The sequence below is a fragment of the Microcoleus sp. K1-B1 genome, from assembly GCF_036704705.1.
Classification (GTDB): Bacteria; Cyanobacteriota; Cyanobacteriia; order Cyanobacteriales; family Microcoleaceae; genus Microcoleus.
Window position 1 is genome coordinate 23,321 of record NZ_JAUBSH010000011.1, and the last position, 23,533, is coordinate 46,853.

Genomic DNA, 23,533 nt, shown 5'->3' on the forward strand with positions numbered 1-23,533 from the left:
CTCCCCAAAATAGTTTTTGGAGATGTCTAATCATCAAGCGTTCTAGGCGCAAAAGACCCAGAGAAACGAAAAATCAACAGAGGAAATAAGCCTGTAAGCTTCTAACTTGTTATGAAATATCCGATCGTTCTCCAACACAGCGAAGAAGACTGCGGCGCCGCCTGTCTCGCCACCGTTGCCAAATCCTGCGGGCGCACATTGGCCATGAACCGCGTCCGCGAAGCCGTCGGTACCGGACAATTGGGTACAACGCTGCTGGGATTGCGCCGCGGGGCAGAAGCTTTGGGATTTAACGCCCGTTCCGTCAAAGCCACGCCCCAGTTAATCGATCGCCTCAACGAAGCCCCGCTGCCCGCGATCATTCACTGGAAAGGCGTTCACTGGGTTGTCCTCTACGGCCGCCGGGGCAAAAAGTATGTAGTTGCCGATCCCGGTGCAGGCCTGCGCTACCTCACCCGCGACGCACTCACAGAGTCTTGGAACAATGGGGTGATGCTGCTGCTGGTGCCGGACGAGAACCGTTTTTACGCACTGCCAAATGACCGCATAGGGGGATTTGGGCGCTTTTTGCAGCGCGTCTGGCACTACCGCGGCTTAGTTGCCGAAGTTTTGCCGCTGAACATGGCGATCGGCCTGCTTTCTCTAGCATTCCCGCTGCTGATTCAGGTACTCACCGACGACGTATTGGTGCGGAGAGACACGGAACTGCTAATTACGATCGCGATCGCCACCGCCGCCACAATCCTCTTCAGCAGCCTGCTAAGCCTAGTTCAGGCCAATCTAGTGGCTCACTTAGCTCAACGTTTGGAACTAGGACTCGCACTCGAATTCGGTCGCCAAATCCTGCGACTTCCCCTCAGCTACTACGAATCGCACCGCAGCGGCGAAATCGTCAGCCGCCTGCGGGACATCCGGGAAATCAATCTCCTAGTTTCCCAGGTAGTAACCAGCCTGCCTAGCCAATTCTTTATCGCCCTAGTATCCCTGGGATTTATGTTGGTCTATAGCTGGAAACTGACTGTCGCTGCCGTCGCCGTCTCGTTTTTCACAACTCTGTCAGCCCTAATCTTCCTGCCCGCGCTGCAACAGAAAACCCGCGATGTTTTGGTCACAGATGCGGAAAACCAAGGCCTGTTAGTTGAGAATTTCAAAGGCGCCTTGACTTTAAAAACCAACAATGCGGCGCCTCAAGCTTGGGAAGAAGTGCAAAGTCGCTTCGGTCATCTGGCAAATGCCACCTTCCGCTTGTTACAAATCAGCATCCTCAACAGCGTCTTCTCTACCCTGGCCTCCGGCGTCGGTTCCCTTGCCGTCCTCTGTTTTGGCAGCATTCTGGTAATTCGCCAAGAACTCACCGTCGGTCAACTGCTGGCATTCAACGGCATGAACCGCAACTTTACCGCCCTAATTAGCACCGCCATCAACTTGACGGACGAGTTCGCCCGCGCTCAAACTGCTACCCAGCGTCTCGGCGACATCATCGACACCGCGCCAGAAATGGGGGACAACGCCCCGCGCGATCGTGCCGACATTCCCGCTGATGCCGATATTACTTGCAAAAACCTCAACTTCCACCACATCGGTCGCGTGGATTTGCTGAAAGACTTTTCCCTAACGATTCCCGGCGGCAAGGTGACAGCTTTGATTGGCAAATCCGGCTGCGGCAAAAGTACGCTGGCAAAACTGCTTGCCGGTTTGTATGCGCTGCAATCCGGCAATATCCGCTTCGGACAGTACAATCAATCCGATTTGTCCCTAGAATGCCTGCGCGAACAAGTCGTGCTCGTGCCGCAGGAAGCTCACTTTTGGAGCCGATCGATTGTCGAGAATTTTCGCTTTTGTTACCCTAGCGCGACTTTAGAACAAATAGTAAAAGCTTGCCAAATTGCCGGTGCCGACGATTTTGTCAGCGGACTTCCCGACACGTATCAGACTGTTTTGGGCGAGTTTGGCGCGAATCTTTCTGGGGGACAAAGGCAAAGATTGGCGATCGCCCGCGCCCTTGTCACCGACCCGCCTGTCTTGATTTTAGATGAATCTACTGGATCCCTCGATCCGGCAACAGAAACTGAAGTGCTCGATCGACTGCTGGCTTATCGTCAGGGCAAAACCACAATTTTAATCAGCCACCGTCCCCGCGTCATTCAGCGCGCCGATTTGATTGTACTGCTCGATCGGGGTGAACTAAAACTAACAGGAACTCCTCAAGATTTGAGCAAAATTCCGGGGGAACATTTAGATTTTTTATATCCTTAGAAAGCACTACTCGCTGTTCGAGGGTTGAGCAATCGAGAAATCGAGAACTTGTGTCATTGAACCGCACCATTATCTTCCATCTTCTGCTCGGATCGTAACACGCAAAATGCTCCCAACTAACCAAAGTTATCCCCTTTCAGGCATAATGTTTGACAACCCGCATTTCCGATAACGAATGCCCAGCATCCTCAGAAAAAATGGCTTCAGAGTCGTAATTTATTTTGACGACCATCTCCCAGCTCACGTTCATGTCATAAATGCCGACAGTGAAGTTAAAATCGATCTAGGCAGTTCAGCAAATCCCCCGCAAATTATTCAATTAAACGGTAAGCGAGGCGATGCTGTCAAAGCACTAGAACTGGTGACTGCTCATCAAAACGAGCTATTAGAAGCATGGAGACAAATTCATGGAGAACCTTGAATTCACAGAAGCAGCACTTAAAGAACAACTCGATCGCGCCGAAGCTGCCGCCATCCTTGCCAATGCTACCGAACCCCGCGCCCGTTGGGCCTACTACGATCGCACCTCCGGCAATATCGTCATTCACCTCAAAGATGGTTCCACCTTCATGTTCCCCCATCACCTGGGACAAGGGCTAGCCAACGCCTCCGCAGATGACCTCGCCGCCGTCGAAGTTACACCGTCCGGTATCGGCTTACATTGGGAAACCCTCGATGTCGATTTAACAGTCCCATCCCTCCTCCGAGGCATTTACGGCACTAAAACCTGGATGGAACAACTCCACCAGCAACAAATTGTTGCCTAGCCCGGTTTCCCTCAAAGCAGCTTAACCGAGGACAAAATGGTAGAAGCCCTTCACCGCGAAGCAATGGAACTGGTCGATCGAGCCCTTCTCGCCCGTCAGTGCGGCGATATCGATCAAGTGATTGCATTTACCAAAGCCGCCTTGGCAAAAGAACGCGCCGCAGCGGATTTAGTCGCCAACGAATGGGATTTTGAACCGACTCGTTCCGTACTGCATCGAAGCGCCGCCGTACTTGCGATCGAGTGCGCCCAACTCCGGGAAGCAGAAAGGTTAATCGGACGCGCCCTGGCGGGCAATCCTCCCGCCGACATTGCTGATGAATTGCGCGACTTGCTGATAGAAGGAATTTACTCTCAGCACCAAGCGATCAGAGCTTAATCTATCTTAAGTAATGAAAAAATTAGAAACAATAACTTAGAGGTTTGTAATCCTAAGTTTCAAAAATAATTTATTGTTTCTTAAGGTCGATCGCCTACAACAAAAGCTATTTTAACCAGATCGGATAGCTAGCGAAGGCCGGGTCACTGTTTGTGAAGGCATTTACAGTTTGCGTCGTGCTTTGGTCACTGCTGGGTATGAAAGTAATGTTTACTTTATAAAGTTTCTGTCAGTATCGAGCGATGTTTCGTACAATAACAATACACTTGTAGCATCTAACAAAAAAGAGCGATCGCACTATGGGAATGACCCTGACCGAAAAAATCTTAGCCAAAGCATCAGGCCGTACTAAAGTTGAGCCCGGAGAAAATATTTGGGTAGAAACAGACGTGTTGATGACCCACGATGTCTGCGGGCCCGGCACCATCGGCGTTTTCAAACGCGAATTCGGTGAGAATGCTAAAGTCTGGAACCCAGACAAAATCGTCCTCATTCCCGACCACTACATTTTCACCAACGACGAACGCGCTAACCGCAACGTCGATATTCTCCGCGATTTTGCCAAAGAACAAGGGATAAAATACTTTTACGACATCACGGATCGATCAGACTTCAAAGCAAATCCCGACTACAAAGGAGTTTGCCACATCGCCTTAGCACAAGAAGGTCACACCCGACCGGGCGAAGTGCTCTTCGGCACCGATTCCCACACCTGCAATGCCGGCGCTTTCGGACAATTTGCCACCGGTATCGGCAATACAGACGCGGCTTTTATCATGGGAACCGGCAAACTGTTAATCAAAGTTCCCGCAACCATGCGCTTTGTTTTCAACGGTGAACTGCCGGATTATTTGTTAGCAAAAGACCTAATTTTGCAGATTATTGGTGATATTAGCGTGGCTGGTGCTAACTACCGGACAATGGAATTTGCCGGCGATACAGTTGAGCGTTTGACGATGGAAGAACGGATGACGCTGTGCAATATGGTGATTGAAGCTGGCGGTAAAAACGGCACAGTTGCGCCCGACAAAACTACGTTTGATTACGTTACTTCGCGGACTGACAAACCCTTCGATTCATTTTACAGCGATGGGGATGCTAAATTTTATAGCGATCGCACCTACGATGTCACCCAATTAGAACCAGTCGTCGCCAAACCGCACTCTCCCGACAACCGCGACTTAGCCCGCAACTGCCGCGATGTCAAGATCGATCGAGTTTACATCGGTTCCTGCACCGGCGGCAAAACATCCGACTTCCTGAATGCGGCCCGCATTCTGAAAGGAAATCAAGTCAAAGTTCCGACTTATTTAGTACCAGCAACTCAGAAAGTTTACGAAGATTTGTTTGTCACAAAATACGAGGGTCAAACACTTTCGGAAATCTTCTTAGCAGCAGGCTGCATCGAACCCGCCGCGCCTTCTTGCGCCGCTTGTTTGGGCGGCCCGAAAGATACTTTCGGGCGGATGAATGAACCCGAAATTTGCGTGTCTACAACTAACCGCAATTTCCCCGGCCGCATGGGAAATAAAGAAGCGCAAGTTTATCTAGCGTCGCCTTACACGGCCGCGGCTTCTGCCCTGACTGGGCACGTCACAGATCCACGCGAGTTCCTGTGTTAGATAGTTGCTTTTTACCAGTTGTAGGGTGCGTCAGACTTTCCCTCTAGAATTTATCGAGGGTTTGGGATATGACGCACCTTATATTATGTTTGATCGATTAGTATCGATCGGGGCGGGCGCGGGTTTATTGTATTGTCGATTCTAGGCGATTATTGTCGCCCAAGCCGCCCCTACAAGACATGGAATTAGATCGTAACCGATCGATTCATCTTAAATTAAATGAACAAGCTAGGTGAGATTTGAAAATAATCGCCGAGAGCCTTAGCTTGTGCTTTGCTAATGGATCGCTTGCCGTTCACAACTTCAGATACTACCCCGCTAGATCCAATGATACCTACCAAGTCTGCTTGGCGGGTGCCGCTGGATTCCATGATATGTTGCAAAATCTCATGAGGTTCGGATTTGTCTATCGGATAGTTTTCTGTCTCGTAAACTTCTATCAAAGTGACTAACAACTTGTATAAAACTTTCTCCTCTGGAGTGAGGTTTTTAGCAAATGTTAGCCTTTCTGCAACTGCCAGGAGGCGATCGTATTCTTCTTCAGTTTCGATCGCCTTGGGAGCAATTTCTGCGAGCAAGTTGCTGTAAGTCGTTCTGTCAAAAGTAAGGGTCATTTCTCCATTTTTCTTTGTCGTATTCAGAGTGGGTTAGGAAATATTTGTAGAAAACAGTTTGGTTGTCATAGTTAATCCCAACAATCAGGCGATAGTCGTTGCCTTTGATATTAAAGACGGTAAAGTTTCCTACTGCTTCGGCATCCCGATAAATTTTGCGAACATCCTCCAAATTCTGCCATTCCGCTTTGTTGACAGTTTCTTTCCAAATCTCAATTTGGTTTTTGACATCCGGGTACTTAGCAGCATCATTGCGGAGGTGGCGGAGCGAAATTAGGTGCATTTGTTTTTAGTTTTTTGGTCGTTTTGTACTGCATCTCTTTCCCCTCGCTAACGTGGCTTATTTCATCACTTTATGCAGGACTTACTCACAGATTTTATCTAGAGAGCGATCGCTGTCCACCAGAACTCTACAGGTGATGTAAAAGTTCGGTTATGTAGCGTCATACCAAATCCGGGTTGGTTAGGCATCCCCTTTATTGTCATTGCGAGCGAAGCAAAGCAATCGCAGAGAGGGAAGCGATTGGTTCGCTTCGCTCGCAATGACGGAATATTTATAACAGGGGTGGTAAACTCGGATTTGGTATAAGTTCTGTTTGTATACTTACACTCTCATTTTGAGAGGAAAATGTCAAGGGTCGATCGGGTAAACATTTTTTAAGCCGTGTGGGTGAGTTGTGTTTGTGCAGTACGCACTGTTCACCCTACTTGAATTGACAGGAGATTTACTTTGAAAACACTATTTTTGGCTTGGCAAAGCCCGGACAGCGGTTCTTGGTTTCCGATTGGTCGATTGACATTTAACGGTAAAGAATACCAGTTCAATTATACAAATGGTGTTCTAGAAGCGAAACTTAAGTGCGGGTTTCTGCCTTTGCCATCTTTCCCGAATTTCAATAATGTTTACACTTCACAGAAACTGTTTTCGTTGTTTTCTAATCGAGTGATGGCCCGATCGCGCCCTGACTACCCTGAATTTGTACAATGGTTGAATATCCCTGAACACGAACATGACCCAATTGCTTTATTGGCGCGCAGCGGAGGCAAACGGGCAACTGATAAATTTGAGGTGTTCCCTTGTCCCGAACCAGATGAAAATGGACGTTACTTTATCCATTTTTTTGCAGATGGACTGCGATACCTTTCAAAGTCGGCAATTGAACGGATTAATCGGCTTCAAGTGGGCGAACTTTTGTATTTAGCCCACGAATTTCAAAATTCGCGCGCTTCCCGTTTGCTTCTGTGTACTAAAGATCACTGGATTGTCGGCTATTGTCAGCGCTATCTTGTGGATGATATTTTTGAAATTATTTCGCAGCATCCAGAATTGGTTTGCGTAGAAGTTGATCGCGTCAATCAACCCCCAACGCCGCTACAGTTCCGCTTGCTGTGCAAGATGACTGCCGATTGCCAGCAAGGCTTTCGCCCCTTCAAAAGCCCGATGTACCAGCCGATTAGCAGTGATATTTTAGCTGCGAGTGCGATCGGATAATCAGTAACAATAAGTAAAATTACGATCGCAGAATTAGGAAAAAAGTCAAGTTAATTATTGTGAATCGAATACAGATCGAATACAGAAAATTGCACAATTTAGACGAATAATTAGCTAGCTGTTGACATTTTTTACATAATAGAGTATGTTTGAGCTAATTTATCGATTCTAAATTCCGCATTCTTAGTTAAGCTCATACAATTTATGAAAATCATTAGAGCTATACGCTGGTAAGGATTTTCATTAGTATTGTTGCGCTAAATGAAACTAATTCGAGTTCTATTTTTTATATTTAGAATTCGTATGGGTGTGAAATTTACCGATTAGAAACTTCAGATAATTGTGAGTATGAACAAAAAAATAAAGATTGGGGTTGCTGAAGCTTTTGGTACTTTTGTGTTGGTATTAGGTGGATGTGGCAGTGCGGTTTTAGCTGGAGACAAAATCGGCTTTTTGGGAGTTTCGATCGCCTTTGGTCTATCCCTCTTAATCATGGCTTATACGATCGGGCCTATCTCTGGATGCCACATTAATCCGGCGGTAAGCATCGGTTTAGTAGTTGCCAAACTGATCGATGCTGTTTTGCTTCCTTATTATATAGGAGGTCAGATTGTAGGGGGAATTTTAGGCGGTCTTGTTTTGTATATGATAGCATCAGGAAAACCGGGTTTTGATGCGGCTGCTTCTGGATTTGCGTCTAACGGTTTTGGAGAACATTCTCCCACTGGTTACGGACTTTTGGCAGCAGCTTTGACGGAAATTGTACTAACTGCTTTTCTGTTATTTACAATCATGGGTACTACCCATCCCAATTATCCCGTCGGTTTGGGCGGAATTCCCATCGGCTTGATGCTGGTGTTGATTCACTTAGTCGGAATTCCCGTAACCAATACTTCGGTTAACCCAGCTAGAAGTATCGGTGTGGCAATTTTTCAAGGCGGATGGGCCATCCAACAGTTGTGGGCGTTTATTGTCTTCCCAGTGATTGGTGGAATTATTGGCGTTTTGGCTTATAATCTCATTAAACCCACTCTGGAAGAAGTTTGATCAAGAATCAAAAATGAACCGGGTTTATTGAATTTTTTAGGGTGGTAGAATTCACCCGGCAACTTAAGAAACCCGGTTTGTCGATCGCACAACTTGATAAAATTGCAAGTATTCGGTAAATAGGTGCCATGATTACGATCGTGATGGGAGTCTCAGGTTCTGGCAAAACTACTGTTGGCAAGTTGCTGGCGCAATCTCTCAACTGGGATTTCAGGGATGCTGACGATTTTCACCCATCAGCTAATATCGATAAAATGAGTCGGGGCATTCCTTTAGAAGATGCGGATCGCCTTCCTTGGCTATTACAATTGCAAGGTACAATAGACAGGTGGCTGTTAGAAAATAAAAATGTGGTTTTGGCTTGTTCAGCTTTAAAAACATCTTACCGCGAAATGCTCTACCGAGACCCAAAGCGAATGAAGATAGTTTATCTAAAATGTTCTTTTCAGCTATTAGACACAAGGTTAAAAAATCGCGAAAATCACTACATGAAAGCAGACTTGCTGTTAAGTCAGTTAGACAGTCTCGAAGAACCAGAAGATGCAATTATCATAGATGCTTCGCAGCCGTTAGAGTTAATCTTGCGCCAAATTAGAATTCATCTGATGTGCGGTTAATTGCCCACAATACAACCTCTGATACCAAATCTGGCTTCAATACCCCTTGATTTCTTAGTTTCTCTCAGCTAGAAGGAGAGTTTGTATAGCAATCCTCGCATCATTTGTGAATTTCTTACTCCCCATCGAGCGGATTCGGGGAGGGTTGCGCTGGGGTAAAAAATTTACGACTCCTGCAAGGATTGCTATATAGTATGGATTTCAAAAAGCCGGATTGAGGTTTTTTAAGGCGGATTTAGTATAAGAGTTATTTTTTTCTGATAAACCGAGTTTCTGAACCAAATTTAGCCCCCTCTCCGTATCCAGGCTGATAGGTTTGCGGCGCTAATTTTTGTACAAATATAAGAAAGCTTCTACTTCAGCCGCAGTAGGTTGAGATCTAATTGCCCCGGGTTTCATCGCTGTCATCGCACCTACCGCACTGGCATAAGTTACAATTGTTTGGGCCATTTTGGGATCGGCTAAATTCTTAATTCCATGCTTGCACAACTGCCGCACAAAACCAGCCAGAAATGCGTCGCCTGCACCTGTTGTATCCTCAACATCTACTTTAAATGCGGGTATTTTTCCTTCATTTTCCGAGATACAATAAGCGCAACCTTTCTCGCCCGCAGTCACCAAAACGCCTTCTACAGAATCGAGGCGGTAGGTAATAGCTCCAGCGTCGGTAGTTGCAAACAACCATTCAGCTTCTTCCTCAGATAACTTGACAAAATCAACTTTTTTTAAAAGTTTTCTAATGCGCGCTTTTGCTTCGTCTGGATTTTGCCAAAACACGGGACGCCAATTGATGTCAAGTATAATTTTAACGTCATAGTGTTCTGCTAGTTCGATCGCTCGGGCGATCGCCTCTCGACTTTCAGGATAAGCTAATTCTAAAGTGCCTAGCACTAAATATTCGGCATTTTCAAACAGCACTTCGGGTAGTTGTGCAGCGAGGAGGCGGGTGTCTGCAAAATCCGCAGTATCAAATTTGCCAAAACCGGCAAAATTTCGATCGCCCGCTTCATTCCGCAAGACATAAACTTGCCGCGTCGGCGCACTTGGATGTCGCTGCACTCCAGCAATATCAACCCCTACTTCTTGCAATACCTGCACTAGGGAATTCCCCAATTCATCCCCACCTACAGCCCCGATAAATCCCGCCGCCGTCCCCAATTTAACCAAAGCACAGGCAACATTAGCAGGAGCACCGCCGGGATATGCCGTCCAAGATTCTACCTCTTCGAGAGATACTCCTGGTTTGTCTGCTAAACAATCAAATAAAACTTCACCCAGACACAGAACGCGAGGATAAGTCATAGAAATTTGAGATTTTAGATTTGAGATTTTAGACCAGCAGTAGACAGGTTAATAATGATTTTTAACCCATCCCAGAAAAATTGCAAGCTATTTTTTTATGGCTGCTCCTATAATATCAGACTTACTGATATTGGCAGTTACTCCCTAAAGCCTGAAATATAGTGTGGGCTTATCATTTAGTTGTTTTACGCGCAAACATCTGCAGGTGGGGCCCGGATGTCAGATGGGCGTAGGTAAAGACAGCATCCGCCACCCGACGCACAAGGAGTGCAAGTGGCTGCGCGTCTTGCCGTCTGCGCCCTGGGTTTGCACTCCTGGCCATTCTACAAGCGAGTTGCTGCTTCGGGCCCGAAAGAGTAGCACAGCAAATTTAATTTTCTCTTCATACTCGATCCCTCATCCTTTAGAATTGTAGATAGGTAAATATGCAGACATAGGAAAAATTTATGAGTGGGATTGTCTCTGGGACCCCTGTCACCCTTTCGGACAGAGAATTGCAAGTGGTAGAGTTAGTAGCAGCGGGATTGACTAATGAGAAAATCGCCGAAAAGTTAGAGATTAGCAAGCGTACAGTTGACAACCACATTAGCAATATCTTGAACAAGACGCGCGCTGACAATCGAGTTACGCTTGTACGCTGGGCGTTGCAGTGGGGAAAGGTATGTTTGGACAATATTAACTGCTGTCCTCTACCGCGGCCGATCGATAAAGAAGTATCTTAAGTAGGGATTTTGGTTGGGGACAAGCAAAGAAATGATGCAAACGGCACAAGAAAAACAACTCCGCTATCAAATTCAATGCCCTGGATTGCCACTGGCGGTGTATCGCGAAGTGGCAATCCATTTGCGTCAAGTTGAAGGGGTGCAAACCGGTTTAATTCCGCAGCAGTCGCAGCGGTTTGATTACTACGACAGCCAAGTTGGGGGTTTGTGGATACTGTATCCTGAAGGGTTCGATTTGGCAGGTCGCCAGCGGGTCGATCGCATTTTGGCTTATTATGGCGATCGTTACGGAGCCTGGGAATTATTAAGTCATTAGTTATTGGGAATTGTTAGCTGTTGACTGTTGACTGTTAACTGTTGACTAATAACTAATAACTAATAACTAATGACTAATTACTAATGACAACTGCCAACTGACAACTGACTAACAAAATGAGTGCAATTAAAACTTTACCGGGAACGCGGGATATTTTGCCCGCTGAAATTCAATATTGGCAAAATATAGAAGAAGTCGCTAGAACAATTTTGAAAAAAGCGGCTTATCGAGAAATTCGGACGCCAATTTTTGAACAGACATCTTTATTTGAACGCGGCATCGGCGAAGCTACCGATGTTGTAGGCAAAGAAATGTACACTTTTAAGGATAAAGGCGATCGATCGACTACTTTGCGTCCAGAAGGCACCGCCGGAGTAGTCCGAGCTTTTATTCAAAACAGTTTGTACGCGGCTGGTGACGTGCAGCGTCTGTGGTATGCGGGGCCGATGTTTCGCTACGAACGCGCGCAAGAAGGAAGACAGCGGCAGTTTAATCAAATTGGCGTGGAAGTCTTGGGGAGTGCGAATCCTCGTGCGGATGTCGAGGTAATTGCGATCGCCTGCGATATCCTGCAAACTCTCGGTTTAAAAAATTTGCGCCTCGATATTAATTCTGTCGGAAATAAGGAAGACCGACAAAATTATCGGCAAGCATTAATAGATTATTTTACACCGTACAAATCAGAATTAGACGCCGATTCTCAAGATCGCTTGACTCGAAACCCGCTGCGGATATTGGACAGCAAAAATCAGCGTACTCAAGAAATTGTAGCTGGTGCGCCTAGCATTTTAGAATATTTGGGAGAGGAATCGCGATCGCACTTCGAGCAAGTGCAGCTTATGCTCACAAACTTAGGAATCACCTATCAGTTAAATCCCCGATTAGTGCGCGGTTTAGATTACTATACCTATACCGCTTTTGAAATTATATCCGATGATTTGGGAGCGCAAGCAACAGTTTGCGGGGGCGGCAGATACGACGGTTTAGTCAAGGAATTGGGCGGCCCAGATACGGCGGCAGTCGGTTGGGCAATGGGTATCGAAAGGTTGATTATCCTGCTGCAAAAGTTGCAACCTTTGCCCGTGCCAAAGTTAGATTTTTATTTGGTATCCAGGGGCGAAAAAGCAGAACAGCAATCGGTATTGTTAGCTCAAAAATTGCGAAGTGCGGGGTTTAGTGTAGAGATAGATTTGAGTGGCAGTGCTTTCGGGAAACAGTTTAAAAGAGCCGACAGAAGCGGTGCAGTTGCGTGTTTAGTTTTGGGAGATGCGGAAGCTGAAAACGAGACGGTACAATTGAAGTGGTTGGCGAGTGGTGAACAAAGTGCGATCGGGCAATCGGAACTACTAGCAATGACCAGCGAACTACAGCAGAAAATCATAGCTGCATATTAAGTCCGGCAGGGAATGAATTCCCTGCCTCAAAGCTAAAGTCCTCTGAAGAGGACTAATTATTTTAACAGTCTTCTTCTCAGTCCTCTGAAGAGGACTTTAGCTATTAGCCAGGGGTTGAAACCCCTGGCGGAATGTCGGCTTAAGTCGTTACTAATTGGCTCTGCCCGGTAACGCAGATCCAAAGCCTCTGCGTCGTCATTAAGCCATTAACATTAATCCCAAAAACCAAAAGATATAATTTAAACATTAAAACATTTAACCTCTGATAAACTATGTCTGTAGCAACTAAAAACCCAGCAACAAAACTGACAATCACCTGGCCGCTACTACCAGAAGATTTTCAACTACCAGACGACCCCGTGGAAGACGAAAGCCAACCATTATTAGCCGCCGCTTTGCGCCAGCCGCTAACAGGATTTCCTGAATTAATGCAGGATGCCTTAATTGTTTCCAACTTTGCCTTGTGTGCCGGAATTAGTTTCCCAGGTTCAACCAGCGACGAACAGCGTATTATCTGCAAAGCACCAGATTGGATGTACGTGAAACCCGTCAATCCCAAAAATGTCTCTCAAATACGCCGCAGTTACACGCCACACACAGAAGGAACCATCCCTCAACTCGTGATGGAATTTCTTTCAGAAACCTATGGAGAAGAATACTCCGTTGAATTTACCTCGCGGGTGGGAAAGTGGTATTTTTACGAGCAAGTAATCAAAGTTCCCCGATACGTCATATTCCGAGCCAAAACAGCTCATTTAGAAGTTTACGCTTTAGAATCAGAGCACTACAACTTGCAAAAACCTGATGAAAACGGACGTTATTGGATACCGGGATTAGACTTGTTTTTAGGTATTTGGGAAGGAACCCACGAAGGAAGGACAGGCTGTTGGTTGAGGTGGTGGAATCCTGAAGGCAAGTTGTTGCTTTGGTCTGAGGAACGAGCTGATCGCGAACGCCTCCGCGCTGAAAGATTGGCAGAAAAATTGCGTCAAGCGGGGATCGAGTTAGATGATGAAGAGTGAAATATCAATTGATGAGTCGAGTTCGATCGGGTTTTGGTATGATGACACTCTTGTGGTGGGGGCATCCAGCCCGCCCTTGGGTAACTTTACACTCCTATGTTAATCGAACGTCTCCAGCCGATCGCCTGGACAAAAAAACCGCGACTCATATCCTTATTTTCTGGTTGCGGCGGCATGGATCTGCCATTCCACCAAGCCGGATTTGAGGTAGTTTGGGCGATCGACTCCAATAAATACGCCTGCAAAACTTTCAGCAGAAACATCGCCGATGTCATCATCAACGACAGCATAGAAAATATAGACATTGCACAAGTTCCCGAAGCAGAAATATGTATAGGAGGGTTCCCCTGTCAAGATTTCTCCCTAATTTGGAAACGCCCCGGACTTGAAGGAACCAGAGGCAATTTATATACATACTTTCTCGATTTTGTCAATAAAAAAAAGCCCAAAGCTTTTGTAGCAGAAAACGTCAAAGGCTTATTAAGTGCCAATAATTATCAAGCAATAAAACAAATAATTTATGACTTTGAAAGTATCGCTCCCGGCTACTTAGTTAAACCTAAACTCTACAACTTTGCGGATTACGGAGTTCCGCAATTTCGGCAAAGAGTGTTATTAGTTGGCATTCGGATGGATACAGGATTTAACTTTGTGCATCCTCAGCCAGAATACGGTCAAAATCGCAAAAATCCTTATCGAACTGCGGGCGAAGCACTCAAAAATGTGGAAGCAGTTCTTGACAATAACCAACATCATAAAATTCAAGCCCGCACCGTTGAAATTTTAAATCGCATTAAACCGGGAGGCAATTTCTCTGATATTCCCAAGGATAGTCCATACTATGTCAAAGGCATGATCAGTCACGTTTATCGGCGAATTCATCCAGATAAACCATCATCGACAATCATTGCTGGTGGAGGTGGCGGGACTTGGGGTTATCATTATTTAGAACCGCGTTCTTTGACAAATCGTGAAAGGGCAAGATTGCAAACATTTCCCGATGATTTTGTTTTTGAAGGTTCTACGACTGAAGTGCGGCGGCAGATTGGCAATGCAGTGCCACCGCAGGGAATCGCTGCCATTGTGGAGTCTTTGATTCCGCTATTTAAGGGGGATTATCCCCAAGAGGATTTATATGAAATGAGTAAAAAGTTGCAGGGTATGTCAATTCAACAACGATTGAGATGGGCTGAATTAGAACCAAGTGAAAATATTTTATAATCAGCAAGTAGTTTATAGTACAATATTTCTAAATAGTGAGCTAATTATGTAGCTGATAGAGTTAATATTCAAAATGCTGAAAGAACTTCATCTAAAACAAGTAGGAACCGCCCCCCAGTTCGATGTAGAATTTGCCGATCGCATTAATTTATTTACTGGCGACAATGGTTTGGGGAAAACTTTTTTGCTTGATGTTGCTTGGTGGGTACTAACTGGAAAATGGGCGGATAGTCCAGCTTGGCCACAGCAGGGACAGGGCAATTCCCCGGAAATCACTTCTCGTTTAAGCAATCAAAAAAAATCCGATAAATATCGAAGTCTGTTTAGTTTTTCCGAACAAAAGTGGTTAGACAGTGGCAAGTATTCTAGTTTCAAAGGGTTAATTATTTACGTCCGTGTTGATGGATTTTCAGTCTTAGATCCTGCCCGTAATCGCTTAGCAGCTTATCACTTCAATTATGATAGTCTTTGGAATGGATTGATTAATTCCGAAGGAAAATTTATCTGTAATGGTCTAATTCATGATTGGGTGAACTGGCAACGTCAACCAGACCGATCTCAATTCCAACTATTATCTCGCGTCATTAAACAACTTTCTCCCGATGCTGATGAATGGATGGAACCGGGAGAACCAATCAGGGTTTCTGTTGAGGATGTGCGTGAGATTCCTACCTTAAATTTTCCCTATGGCAATGTTCCGATTATATACGCATCAGCGGGCATTAAGCGAATTTTAGGATTAGCTTATTTGTTAGTATGGACTTGGTATGAACACACAATGGCTTCTAAGTTGCGGCAACAAGAACCTCTGGATAAGATAATTCTTTTAATCGATGAAGTTGAAGCTCATTTACATCCACAGTGGCAACGATCAATCTTGCCAGCCATCTTAGAAGTAGCGACAAACCTCGAAAATGAAATGAAACTTCAGCTCATAGCTACAACTCATTCTCCGCTGCTACTTGCCTCAATCGAGCCTCAATTTGATGAGGAACAAGATAAATTATTTTTGTTTGAGTTACAAGATAAAGATGTAACTCTTAATGAAGTTCCTTGGACAAAACATGGGGATGCTGTTGGGTGGCTAACTTCCGATATTTTTGGGTTAAAACAGGCTCGTTCCCGCGAAGCAGAAATAGCGATTGAGGCTGCGTATACTTTCATGCGAGGAGAAAGCATGGAAACTTTTCCTGAATACCTCAGAACTAAGGAGCAAATTCATCAGGAACTCCTGCGAGTTTTACCAGAACACGATCGCTTCTGGCCGCGATGGATTGTGAGCACAGAGGTAGAGTAAAGATGATGCGATTTACTCCGCCACCGGAACCACCGGATTTTGAGCAACAGGTGCGAAAAGCAGGCAATAATTGGTTAGTTAAAAATCCTGGTAAAGAACCAAAAGATTTTTGGTCGATCTTCAAACCTCAATTAGCTAAAGAGTTCCAAAATCTTTGTGGCTATTCAGTTATGTACATACCGAGTCGGATGGGTACTGTAGATCATTATTTGAGTAAAAGTAAAGCAGAAAATCGGCATTTGATTTATGACTGGAAAAACTATCGCTATGTTTTGCAACGGGTAAATAGCTGCAAAGGAACTTACGATAGACAAATTCTCGATCCGTTTGAAGTAGAAGATAATTGGTTTGAGATTATCCTACCTTCTTGTCAGTTGGTTTTGACTGAGGCGATTCCTTCCCACGAGCGCGATCGAGCCGAATTTACCCTCAAAAAGTTACAGCTTCAGAATAGTGAATGGGTGATAGAACAACGCCAGGAGTGGTATCGGATGTATCTAGAGAACGAACTTAATTTAGAAGGGTTAGAAAAGAAAGCGCCTTTAATCGCTCGTGCGGTTAGAAAACAGCTTAATTAGTTAATAATCAATCTGGAAGAATCAATCAGGCACGATCAAACCCTTCAATATTCTCCCCTTTTCCTCCTCCTTCAACCCCTTCGACTGCAGCAAAACCCCAAAACCCCCCAAACCCATCGGATCGATCAATTGATGCAAAGCCTCCCGTCGGCGCAAAAACGTTGCCACATCCAATACTTCCGCATCATTTGGAGACAGAGAAGCAATACGATCGCCCAAACCCAACGCCATCAAAAACAAAGCCTGCTGAGTAAACCCTACCACATCCAAACCGCACACTTCACCCTGTCTTTCCAACGCCGTAAAATTAACATGAGCCGTTAAATCCTGCCGCCCCACATTAATATAAGGATTGCTGTGATATCGGTGGCGATAATAACACTGTAGCGTCCCCTCCCTGCGCCTCGGATTGTAATAGCGGTGCGCCGGATGGCCGTAATCAATAGTTAACAAATATCCCCGCTGCAACTTTTGAGCAACTGTACTCATCCAGTCCAAAGCCGCCAAATTCACCTCACTGCGATAACCATCCCCATAAGCACTCGCCGACAAATCGATGCCCACAAAATCCAAATATTCGGCAATTTTAGGGGTGGAAACTTCGCCAACTACCTCAACAAATTTTATTTCTTCTTGTATAGTTTTTGGGGTTTCTGCGGCAACGTAAATCTCCCTAACTTGCCCTTCTTCCAGAATGAATTGATGCACGGGTAAAGCATCCACTAACTCGTTAGAAAAGAAACAACCGACAATTGAGTTATTAACTATCTCATCCCAATTGCACCACTTAACGCACTTGATATCACTTAAGCTTTGGCGTTGTTCCGCTTGAAGTATTGGCGAAATTTCAACAATTATGTATGTTAAAGTTTTAAAGAAGTCGGGATGTTGCCGTTGTAGATATTGCAGCACATTTTCGGCAAAATTTCCCCGCCCAGCGCCCATTTCTACGATCGCGAAATTGAAAGGGCGATCGAGCAATTCCCACATTTCCACAAACTGATCCGCCAAAACCTCGGCAAAATCAGCACCCCAGTGAGACGACGTGATAAAATCGCCTTGTTTGCCGATCGACTGTCGATCGCTATTGTTATAATAACCGTGCTGCGGATGATACAATGCCAAATCCATATATTCAGCAAAAGTAATACGCTGCTGCGGAGTGGCGGCAATTCTTTCGCAGATAAAATTGCAGAGTTGCGGGTTACTATCGTTAATATCTAATTGCTTGACTGCCATAATTAATCATTATACTGTGGGAAGATGCTCTGCGACTGCGATCGCACCCTCAGCCTCGAATGTTGAACTATCAGATTTAACCCCTACTTGTAACTGAAATCCCAAAGCATCCAGAAACGCCACCAACAGATAAACTTCATCTCCTCCTGTTTTCGAGAGCAAATTTTTTAATTTTTCATAGTGCAACTTAGCTATATCTGAAAGCTGAGTTATGCCCCCGCGAGCCTCAACAATATTACTAAGTGCTAGTGGTAAAAGTTGCGCTTCTACATTTTTATCTTCCAAAATCGCCTCGATATAAGCAGCAGCAGCTTCAGGTTTTTTCAGGAATTCAATCAAGTCATCTTGGTAACTTACACTTTTAGTCATTATCTCGACTCCTGTAATCTATCCAATATTCAATAGCTTTACGAATATCTCGATCTTGAGTGCTTTTATCTCCACCGCAGAGGATGAGAACAATCGTTTGCTCTATTTGCCCAAAGTAGACGCGGTAGCCTGGGCCCCAGTCAATTCTTAATTCAAAAACACCTTCTCCTACTGAGCGACAATCTCCCAAATTGCCTAGCTTAATTCTGTCTAGTCTCCCGCGAATCTTGGCTTCAGCTTTGATATCTCGAAGAGACTTCAACCATTCAGTGAAAGGAATTTTTCCATCGGGTGTGACCTAACGCTGAATTTCTTTTGGTTGAGCTTCCATAATTTATAGTAGCCGAGCGAGGTTTGAAGAAAGCAGCGATCGCACTTTTTAGCAAACAGCCCAAAAATGCGATCGCCCTTTTCCTTCTACCTATCCACCGAACCCATGATAATGTCGATACTCCCCAAAATTGCCACCAAATCCGCAATCTTCACGCCGCGCACAATGTGAGGCAAAATCTGCAAATTATTAAAATCCGCAGCCCGAATCTTCCAGCGCCAAGGAAACACACTATCATCCCCGATAATATAAATCCCCAACTCACCCTTGCCGCTTTCAACGCGGACATAATGTTCGCCCTTGGGAATCTTAAAAGTCGGGGCAACTTTTTTGCCAATAAACTGATAGTCAAAACCATTCCATTCAGATTTGGGCCCGCTTTCTAAGCGCTTCGCTTCCAAATTCTCGTAAGGGCCGCCCGGGAGTCCTTTCAAGGCTTGATAGATAATCTTAACCGACTCGCGCATCTCCCGAATCCGTACTAAATATCGGGCCAAACAATCGCCAGCAGCTTCGGTACAAACTTCCCAGTCGAAGTCGTCATAACATTCGTAATGGTCAACTTTCCGCAAATCCCAATTTACGCCGGAACCGCGCAACATGGGGCCGGAAAGTCCCCAGTTAATCGCTTCGTTGCGGGAAATCGTACCCAAGCCTTCAATCCGGCGGCGGAAGATTGGATTGTTGGTAATTAAACGTTCGTACTCGTCAATTTTGGGAACGAAATAATCGCAGAAATCTTGGCACTTATCTACCCAACCGTAGGGCAAATCTGCGGCAACTCCGCCAATGCGGAAATAGTTATTATTTACCATGCGATAACCGGTCGCTGCTTCCCACAAGTCGAGAATTGGTTCGCGATCGCGCATAGTATAGAAAAAAGGAGTTTGCGCGCCCACGTCCGCCAAAAACGGCCCTACCCACATCAAGTGGTTAGCAATCCGGTTCAACTCCAGCATAATTACCCGAATATAACTAGCCCGTTTGGGGACAGCAATATTTGCCAACTTTTCCGGTGCATTCACTGTCACCGCTTCGTTAAACATCCCCGCAGCGTAGTCCCAGCGGCTCACGTAGGGCACGTACATCACGTTGGTGCGGTTTTCGGCAATTTTTTCCATCCCCCGGTGCAGATAGCCCAAAACTGGCTCGCAGTCCACCACATCTTCCCCGTCCAGGGTGACAATTAACCGGAGTACCCCGTGCATGGAAGGGTGGTGCGGCCCCATGTTGAGCACCATCGGTTCGGTTCTAGTCTCAATTCTTGACATAATTAAATGAATTAATGATTACTAGCTATTGTTGATTTTTGGTTGGCTTTTATGATTATGAAGGATATCGAGCTCTCTGAGAAGGAGACCCTGGGATCAGATGTGAGTATTGACACCTATCACGTTCCAGTTTTGGGTCAAGAGTTAATTGCGGGTTTAGCTGTGCGTGCAGGCGGACACTATTTGGACGCGACGCTTGGGGGCGGCGGACACACGAGTTTGATTTTAGCGGCGGCGCCAGATGTTACAGTGGTGGCGATCGATCGCGATGAACAAGCCATCCGTTTTTGCCAAGCCCGATTTGCCAACTCTCCCGTTGAGTTTTGGCACGGCAACTTTGCTGAATATCAGTCCCCAGAGGCCGAATTTGATGGTATCATAGCAGACTTGGGCGTCAGCTCTGCTCAGTTCGATACACCGGAACGGGGATTTAGTTTTCGCCACCCAGCTCAACTAGATATGCGTATGAACCAGCAGCAATCTTTGACGGCAGAAGAGATTATCAACCACTGGGAAGAAGTTAAACTAGCAGATATTATTTACAGGTACGGCGAGGAGCGACTGTCGCGGCGCATCGCAAGGCGGATTGTGCAAAGCCGTCCTTTTCAAACTACAACAGAACTTGCAGGGGCGATCGCCTCCAGCTTCCCCCCCAAGCAGCGCAACGGCAGAATCCATCCGGCCACCCGTACTTTCCAAGCTTTGAGGATAGCTGTCAACTCCGAACTCGCTTCTTTAGAAACTTTCCTCAACCAAGCCCCAAGGTGGTTAAAACCCGGTGGGAGAATCGGAATTATTACATTTCACAGTCTCGAAGACCGACCAGTCAAGCACCAACTCAGAGGAACACCCAATTTGCAGGTACTGACAAAAAAGCCGATCGGGCCACAATCCGAAGAAGTCGCTAGAAATCCCCGCTCTCGTTCTGCTAAGCTCAGACTGGCAGAAAGAATAACTTGATTCGGCAGTAGTAATATGCTTGCTGCAAAAAGTTCAGAGATTAGGAGGACTTGCATGCAGCAATCAAGTACGATTCGGCAAAGATGTAGGGAATAGCGCCAACAACCCACCACTAACCCTCCGGGTACAGTGCGGCTTGAAATACAGCCGGTGTTGACCAGACTTAGGTAGCAATACCTGCGTTAGTAGTAAGTGTTAAAATTCACACCGAGGACAGTGCCCAGCTAGTTAAGAACTCTGCAATCAGAGCATTAATTAGCCGTTTTGAATGCTGGTGTGTTTAGAAAAGTACCGACTGCTAAGCTAACAAGGTCATTGCTCATATCACAGCGTGAAAGCTGACTCGGGAATTTTCCCTATTGAAGCGGCCTACCGAGGCGGGTTACAGTATCGAAAGCCTCTCATCTGTGCGAACAGATGGTGCGAAAGGAATGCTCACCTTGAGGTAAAACGGGTTTCTTTAACTCAACTTGACGTAACTGATATGTTGCATATATCCAGCCCCCCTTTTCCTCCCGCCACCTTGCTGATTACAGCTATGGTGGGGGTTTTCAAGGGGGAAGAAAGATGAGTCGGGGAGATGGAAGCAAGCTGAAACTGATGGTAGTCGATGACGAACCCGATAACTTGGATTTATTGTACCGGACGTTTCGACGCGACTTTCAAGTTTACAAAGCAGATAGCGCCCTCAGCGCCCTGGAAGTTCTAGACGAACAGGGCGAGATGGCGGTGATTATATCTGACCAGCGGATGCCAGAAATGAATGGCACCGAGTTTTTGGGGAAAACAGTCGAGCGATTTCCCGATACGATTCGGATTCTGCTAACGGGATACACCGATGTTGAAGATTTGGTTGAGGCCATCAACTCAGGTCAAGTTTTCAAATACATCACCAAACCGTGGAATCCAGAAGAACTCAAATTGGTGATCAATCAAGCCTCGGATACTTACAAATACTACAAGCAGCGCAGCGTTGCATTGCGCCGCGCTTTACGCAAGGAATCTCTGTTCAATGAGGTAATGAGCGTGATTCGTGGGTCGCTAGATTACTCTAGTATGGTACAAACTATTGTTCAAACCGTAGGTCAAACTTTTGAGGCCAACTATTGTATGCTGCGGCCGGTAGAGACCGATCGACTATTGCCGAGTACCTTCCCCTACCAAGCCCAAACCGACGAGACCAGTAGCTTTTCTTTTGATGAAAATTTGCTGGTTCAAGCTGTAGCCACCCGCCAAACTCAAGTGAACTCAAACAGTGGGGGTAATGGTAACTCGGTTGAGATTGCCGTGCCCTTGACTTACCAGCAAGAATTGCTGGCGGTACTGGCTTTGTCCCAGATTGGCGGCACTAACCCTTGGTCGGCAGAAGATATAGAGTTAATAGAAGGTGTAGCAGCTCAAGCTGCTCTCGCTCTGTCTCAAGCTAAGCTCTACCAGCGCACTCTGGATTTAGCCAAGCAAATGCAAAACGAGTTGGAAGTGGCTCGCCAAATCCAAACAAACTTGTTGCGCCAAAGTTGGCCGGAATTTGAAACTGTCAGAGTGCAAGCTTGCTGCTATCCCGCGCGGGAAGTTGGTGGCGACTTTTTTGAAGTCTACGTCCACTCCCAAGGGGATATTTGGATAGCGGTGGGAGATGTTTCGGGTAAGGGAGTTCCGGCTGCTCTATTTATGGCTAGCGCGATTTCGGTGATGCGACGGGAACTGTCCCAAGAAGTTTCTCCAGAGCCCGATCAAGTTATGCAGAACATGAATAGCAGTATGTCTGACGACCTGATCGGCAACAACCATTTTATTACAATGGTTGTAGCTCGTTACACTCCGTCAACGGGACACCTCGCCTTTGCTAATGCCGGTCACATTTACCCGATTGTTTGGTCTCACTCGGAGGTGAAAGCTCAAGCCGCTAGCGGTAAAACGCCAGTCGAGCCGAATTTCCTGAAAGCTCGTGGCATTCCTTTGGGGATACTACCAGTTTGGAGAGGCAAAGCAGGTACGATCGAATTAAAGTCAGGAGATGTATTTCTGCTGACGAGTGACGGAATTACTGAAGCTAGCGTGACAAGTCAAGCGGTAGCAGGGGGTGTACCAACCCGTTCTATGCTACAACAAGAAGGGCTTTGGCAACTCTTGATTCAGGAACCTGGTTCTTTCAACTTGGACAATTTGTTGGCTCACATCCGAGCCGATAATCCCGTTCAGGAAGACGACCAAACCATACTCTCTCTGGAGGTTCTTTGAATCTGTCAGCGACTCCCGACCCATAGTCGGGGGTGAGAGCCGAAAAAACTTAAGCCCTGCTTGTTGACGGCCCATAGAGTAGTCCTGCAAAGGACCGCGTTATCGTCAACAGTCAAAAACCACAGTAAAAAACCTAGCCGGCGATGGCGCAGCTAGTTTCCTGAATCGCTTTCCTGGGGGATTAAATACCTGTCAAGGGTTAAGGTAGAAGGCATTCGTCAGAAAACACCAACGCTTAAAAGCCAAGGATTGAAACACAGATTTTTTATACCTCGCTGCTTGCAGTCTCGGTATAATTATCAATTGTTAAGCGGCTTTAGGCCCATAAGAAAAGTTTTCAACTATACTCTTAACTTCTGCCTTCTACCGAATGACGAATGCCGGATTTTTAAACAAAAAAGGCTAGTATCCCCCAAGTAGCGACAAGTATTGAGGCCGAATCCATTCGGCGCGTCGTGTTTCATACCTGGTGTGAAG

Annotated in this window: 24 protein-coding genes; 17 read left to right on the top strand and 7 right to left on the bottom strand. The window is 46.0% G+C overall.

Going from position 1 to position 23,533, the window contains the following annotated elements; all coding sequences use genetic code 11:
* The first annotated feature begins 111 nt into the window (after nucleotides 1-111).
* From QUA83_RS05875 to QUA83_RS05895, 5 genes are all read left to right on the top strand, one after another.
* A complete protein-coding gene (locus QUA83_RS05875; RefSeq protein WP_333292079.1) occupies nucleotides 112-2,256 on the top strand; it encodes a peptidase domain-containing ABC transporter in 2,145 nt (714 codons plus the stop codon).
* Between the two features lie 175 nt (nucleotides 2,257-2,431).
* Nucleotides 2,432-2,677, top strand: coding sequence for a DUF4160 domain-containing protein (locus tag QUA83_RS05880; protein ID WP_333292080.1), 246 nt, complete (start codon nucleotides 2,432-2,434; stop codon nucleotides 2,675-2,677).
* On the top strand, nucleotides 2,664-3,023 hold the full coding sequence (locus tag QUA83_RS05885) for a DUF2442 domain-containing protein (RefSeq protein ID WP_333292081.1): 360 nt from the start codon (nucleotides 2,664-2,666) through the stop codon (nucleotides 3,021-3,023). The genes QUA83_RS05880 and QUA83_RS05885 overlap by 14 nt, the downstream gene beginning before the upstream one ends.
* Nucleotides 3,024-3,059: 36 nt before the next feature.
* Nucleotides 3,060-3,401 (top strand): hypothetical protein, encoded by a 342-nt coding sequence (locus QUA83_RS05890; protein WP_333292082.1) that lies wholly within the window; start codon nucleotides 3,060-3,062, stop codon nucleotides 3,399-3,401.
* Nucleotides 3,402-3,700: 299 nt separating this feature from the next.
* Nucleotides 3,701-5,023 (top strand): 3-isopropylmalate dehydratase large subunit, encoded by a 1,323-nt coding sequence (locus QUA83_RS05895; protein ID WP_333292083.1) that lies wholly within the window; start codon nucleotides 3,701-3,703, stop codon nucleotides 5,021-5,023.
* Nucleotides 5,024-5,238: 215 nt separating this feature from the next.
* On the opposite strand, the gene QUA83_RS05900 is transcribed toward QUA83_RS05895, so the two are convergent.
* Both QUA83_RS05900 and QUA83_RS05905 read right to left on the bottom strand, forming a co-directional pair.
* Nucleotides 5,239-5,637 (bottom strand): transcriptional regulator, encoded by a 399-nt coding sequence (locus QUA83_RS05900; RefSeq protein WP_333154684.1) that lies wholly within the window; start codon nucleotides 5,635-5,637, stop codon nucleotides 5,239-5,241.
* Nucleotides 5,621-5,920: a type II toxin-antitoxin system HigB family toxin gene (locus QUA83_RS05905; protein WP_333292084.1), complete on the bottom strand. Its 300-nt coding sequence runs from the start codon at nucleotides 5,918-5,920 to the stop codon at nucleotides 5,621-5,623. Before QUA83_RS05905 ends, QUA83_RS05900 begins: the two co-directional genes overlap by 17 nt.
* Before the next feature lie 447 nt (nucleotides 5,921-6,367).
* On the opposite strand from QUA83_RS05905, the gene QUA83_RS05910 reads away from it, so the two are divergent.
* The 3 genes from QUA83_RS05910 (at nucleotide 6,368) to QUA83_RS05920 (ending at nucleotide 8,793) form a co-directional block, all read left to right on the top strand.
* A complete protein-coding gene (locus QUA83_RS05910; protein ID WP_333292085.1) occupies nucleotides 6,368-7,129 on the top strand; it encodes a DNA-binding protein in 762 nt (253 codons plus the stop codon).
* A gap of 348 nt (nucleotides 7,130-7,477) precedes the next feature.
* On the top strand, nucleotides 7,478-8,176 hold the full coding sequence (aqpZ, locus tag QUA83_RS05915; protein ID WP_333292086.1) for an aquaporin Z: 699 nt from the start codon (nucleotides 7,478-7,480) through the stop codon (nucleotides 8,174-8,176).
* 128 nt (nucleotides 8,177-8,304) lie between these two features.
* A complete protein-coding gene (locus QUA83_RS05920; RefSeq protein ID WP_333292087.1) occupies nucleotides 8,305-8,793 on the top strand; it encodes a gluconokinase in 489 nt (162 codons plus the stop codon).
* Nucleotides 8,794-9,117: 324 nt separating this feature from the next.
* On the opposite strand, the gene QUA83_RS05925 is transcribed toward QUA83_RS05920, so the two are convergent.
* Complete coding sequence (locus tag QUA83_RS05925; protein ID WP_333292088.1) at nucleotides 9,118-10,095, bottom strand: carbohydrate kinase; 978 nt, start codon at nucleotides 10,093-10,095, stop codon at nucleotides 9,118-9,120.
* A 446-nt stretch (nucleotides 10,096-10,541) separates the two neighbouring features.
* Between QUA83_RS05925 and QUA83_RS05930 the strand changes: the two genes are divergently transcribed.
* From QUA83_RS05930 to QUA83_RS05960, 7 genes are all read left to right on the top strand, one after another.
* Nucleotides 10,542-10,817: a photosynthetic electron transport-dependent transcriptional regulator PedR gene (locus QUA83_RS05930; protein WP_006633901.1), complete on the top strand. Its 276-nt coding sequence runs from the start codon at nucleotides 10,542-10,544 to the stop codon at nucleotides 10,815-10,817.
* A 34-nt stretch (nucleotides 10,818-10,851) separates the two neighbouring features.
* Complete coding sequence (locus tag QUA83_RS05935; protein WP_333292137.1) at nucleotides 10,852-11,133, top strand: hypothetical protein; 282 nt, start codon at nucleotides 10,852-10,854, stop codon at nucleotides 11,131-11,133.
* 116 nt (nucleotides 11,134-11,249) lie between these two features.
* Nucleotides 11,250-12,527, top strand: coding sequence for a histidine--tRNA ligase (gene hisS / locus QUA83_RS05940; protein WP_333292089.1), 1,278 nt, complete (start codon nucleotides 11,250-11,252; stop codon nucleotides 12,525-12,527).
* Between the two features lie 272 nt (nucleotides 12,528-12,799).
* Nucleotides 12,800-13,549, top strand: a complete 750-nt coding sequence (locus tag QUA83_RS05945; RefSeq protein WP_333292090.1) for a Uma2 family endonuclease — start codon at nucleotides 12,800-12,802, stop codon at nucleotides 13,547-13,549.
* 96 nt (nucleotides 13,550-13,645) lie between these two features.
* On the top strand, nucleotides 13,646-14,770 hold the full coding sequence (locus tag QUA83_RS05950; protein WP_333292091.1) for a DNA cytosine methyltransferase: 1,125 nt from the start codon (nucleotides 13,646-13,648) through the stop codon (nucleotides 14,768-14,770).
* 73 nt (nucleotides 14,771-14,843) lie between these two features.
* Complete coding sequence (locus QUA83_RS05955) at nucleotides 14,844-16,067, top strand: AAA family ATPase (protein ID WP_333292092.1); 1,224 nt, start codon at nucleotides 14,844-14,846, stop codon at nucleotides 16,065-16,067.
* Between the two features lie 2 nt (nucleotides 16,068-16,069).
* On the top strand, nucleotides 16,070-16,645 hold the full coding sequence (locus QUA83_RS05960; RefSeq protein WP_333292093.1) for a hypothetical protein: 576 nt from the start codon (nucleotides 16,070-16,072) through the stop codon (nucleotides 16,643-16,645).
* 21 nt (nucleotides 16,646-16,666) lie between these two features.
* Here the strand turns inward: QUA83_RS05960 and QUA83_RS05965 are convergent, their stop codons facing one another.
* The 4 genes from QUA83_RS05965 to QUA83_RS05980 all read right to left on the bottom strand — a co-directional run bounded on the left by QUA83_RS05965 (nucleotide 16,667) and on the right by QUA83_RS05980 (nucleotide 19,855).
* Nucleotides 16,667-17,884: a class I SAM-dependent methyltransferase gene (locus QUA83_RS05965; RefSeq protein ID WP_333292094.1), complete on the bottom strand. Its 1,218-nt coding sequence runs from the start codon at nucleotides 17,882-17,884 to the stop codon at nucleotides 16,667-16,669.
* Nucleotides 17,885-17,893: 9 nt separating this feature from the next.
* Entirely contained in the window at nucleotides 17,894-18,253 is a 360-nt protein-coding gene (locus QUA83_RS05970) for a transcriptional regulator (protein ID WP_333292095.1), read from the bottom strand.
* A complete protein-coding gene (locus QUA83_RS05975; RefSeq protein ID WP_333292138.1) occupies nucleotides 18,246-18,533 on the bottom strand; it encodes a type II toxin-antitoxin system RelE/ParE family toxin in 288 nt (95 codons plus the stop codon). Before QUA83_RS05975 ends, QUA83_RS05970 begins: the two co-directional genes overlap by 8 nt.
* Nucleotides 18,534-18,670: 137 nt before the next feature.
* Nucleotides 18,671-19,855: an NAD(P)H-quinone oxidoreductase subunit H gene (locus QUA83_RS05980; RefSeq protein ID WP_333056426.1), complete on the bottom strand. Its 1,185-nt coding sequence runs from the start codon at nucleotides 19,853-19,855 to the stop codon at nucleotides 18,671-18,673.
* A 57-nt stretch (nucleotides 19,856-19,912) separates the two neighbouring features.
* On the opposite strand from QUA83_RS05980, the gene rsmH reads away from it, so the two are divergent.
* Together rsmH and QUA83_RS05990 are read left to right on the top strand one after the other, a co-directional pair.
* On the top strand, nucleotides 19,913-20,815 hold the full coding sequence (gene rsmH, locus QUA83_RS05985) for a 16S rRNA (cytosine(1402)-N(4))-methyltransferase RsmH (protein ID WP_333292096.1): 903 nt from the start codon (nucleotides 19,913-19,915) through the stop codon (nucleotides 20,813-20,815).
* 567 nt (nucleotides 20,816-21,382) lie between these two features.
* Nucleotides 21,383-23,056, top strand: a complete 1,674-nt coding sequence (locus QUA83_RS05990; RefSeq protein WP_333292097.1) for a SpoIIE family protein phosphatase — start codon at nucleotides 21,383-21,385, stop codon at nucleotides 23,054-23,056.
* The last annotated feature ends 477 nt before the right edge of the window (nucleotides 23,057-23,533 follow it).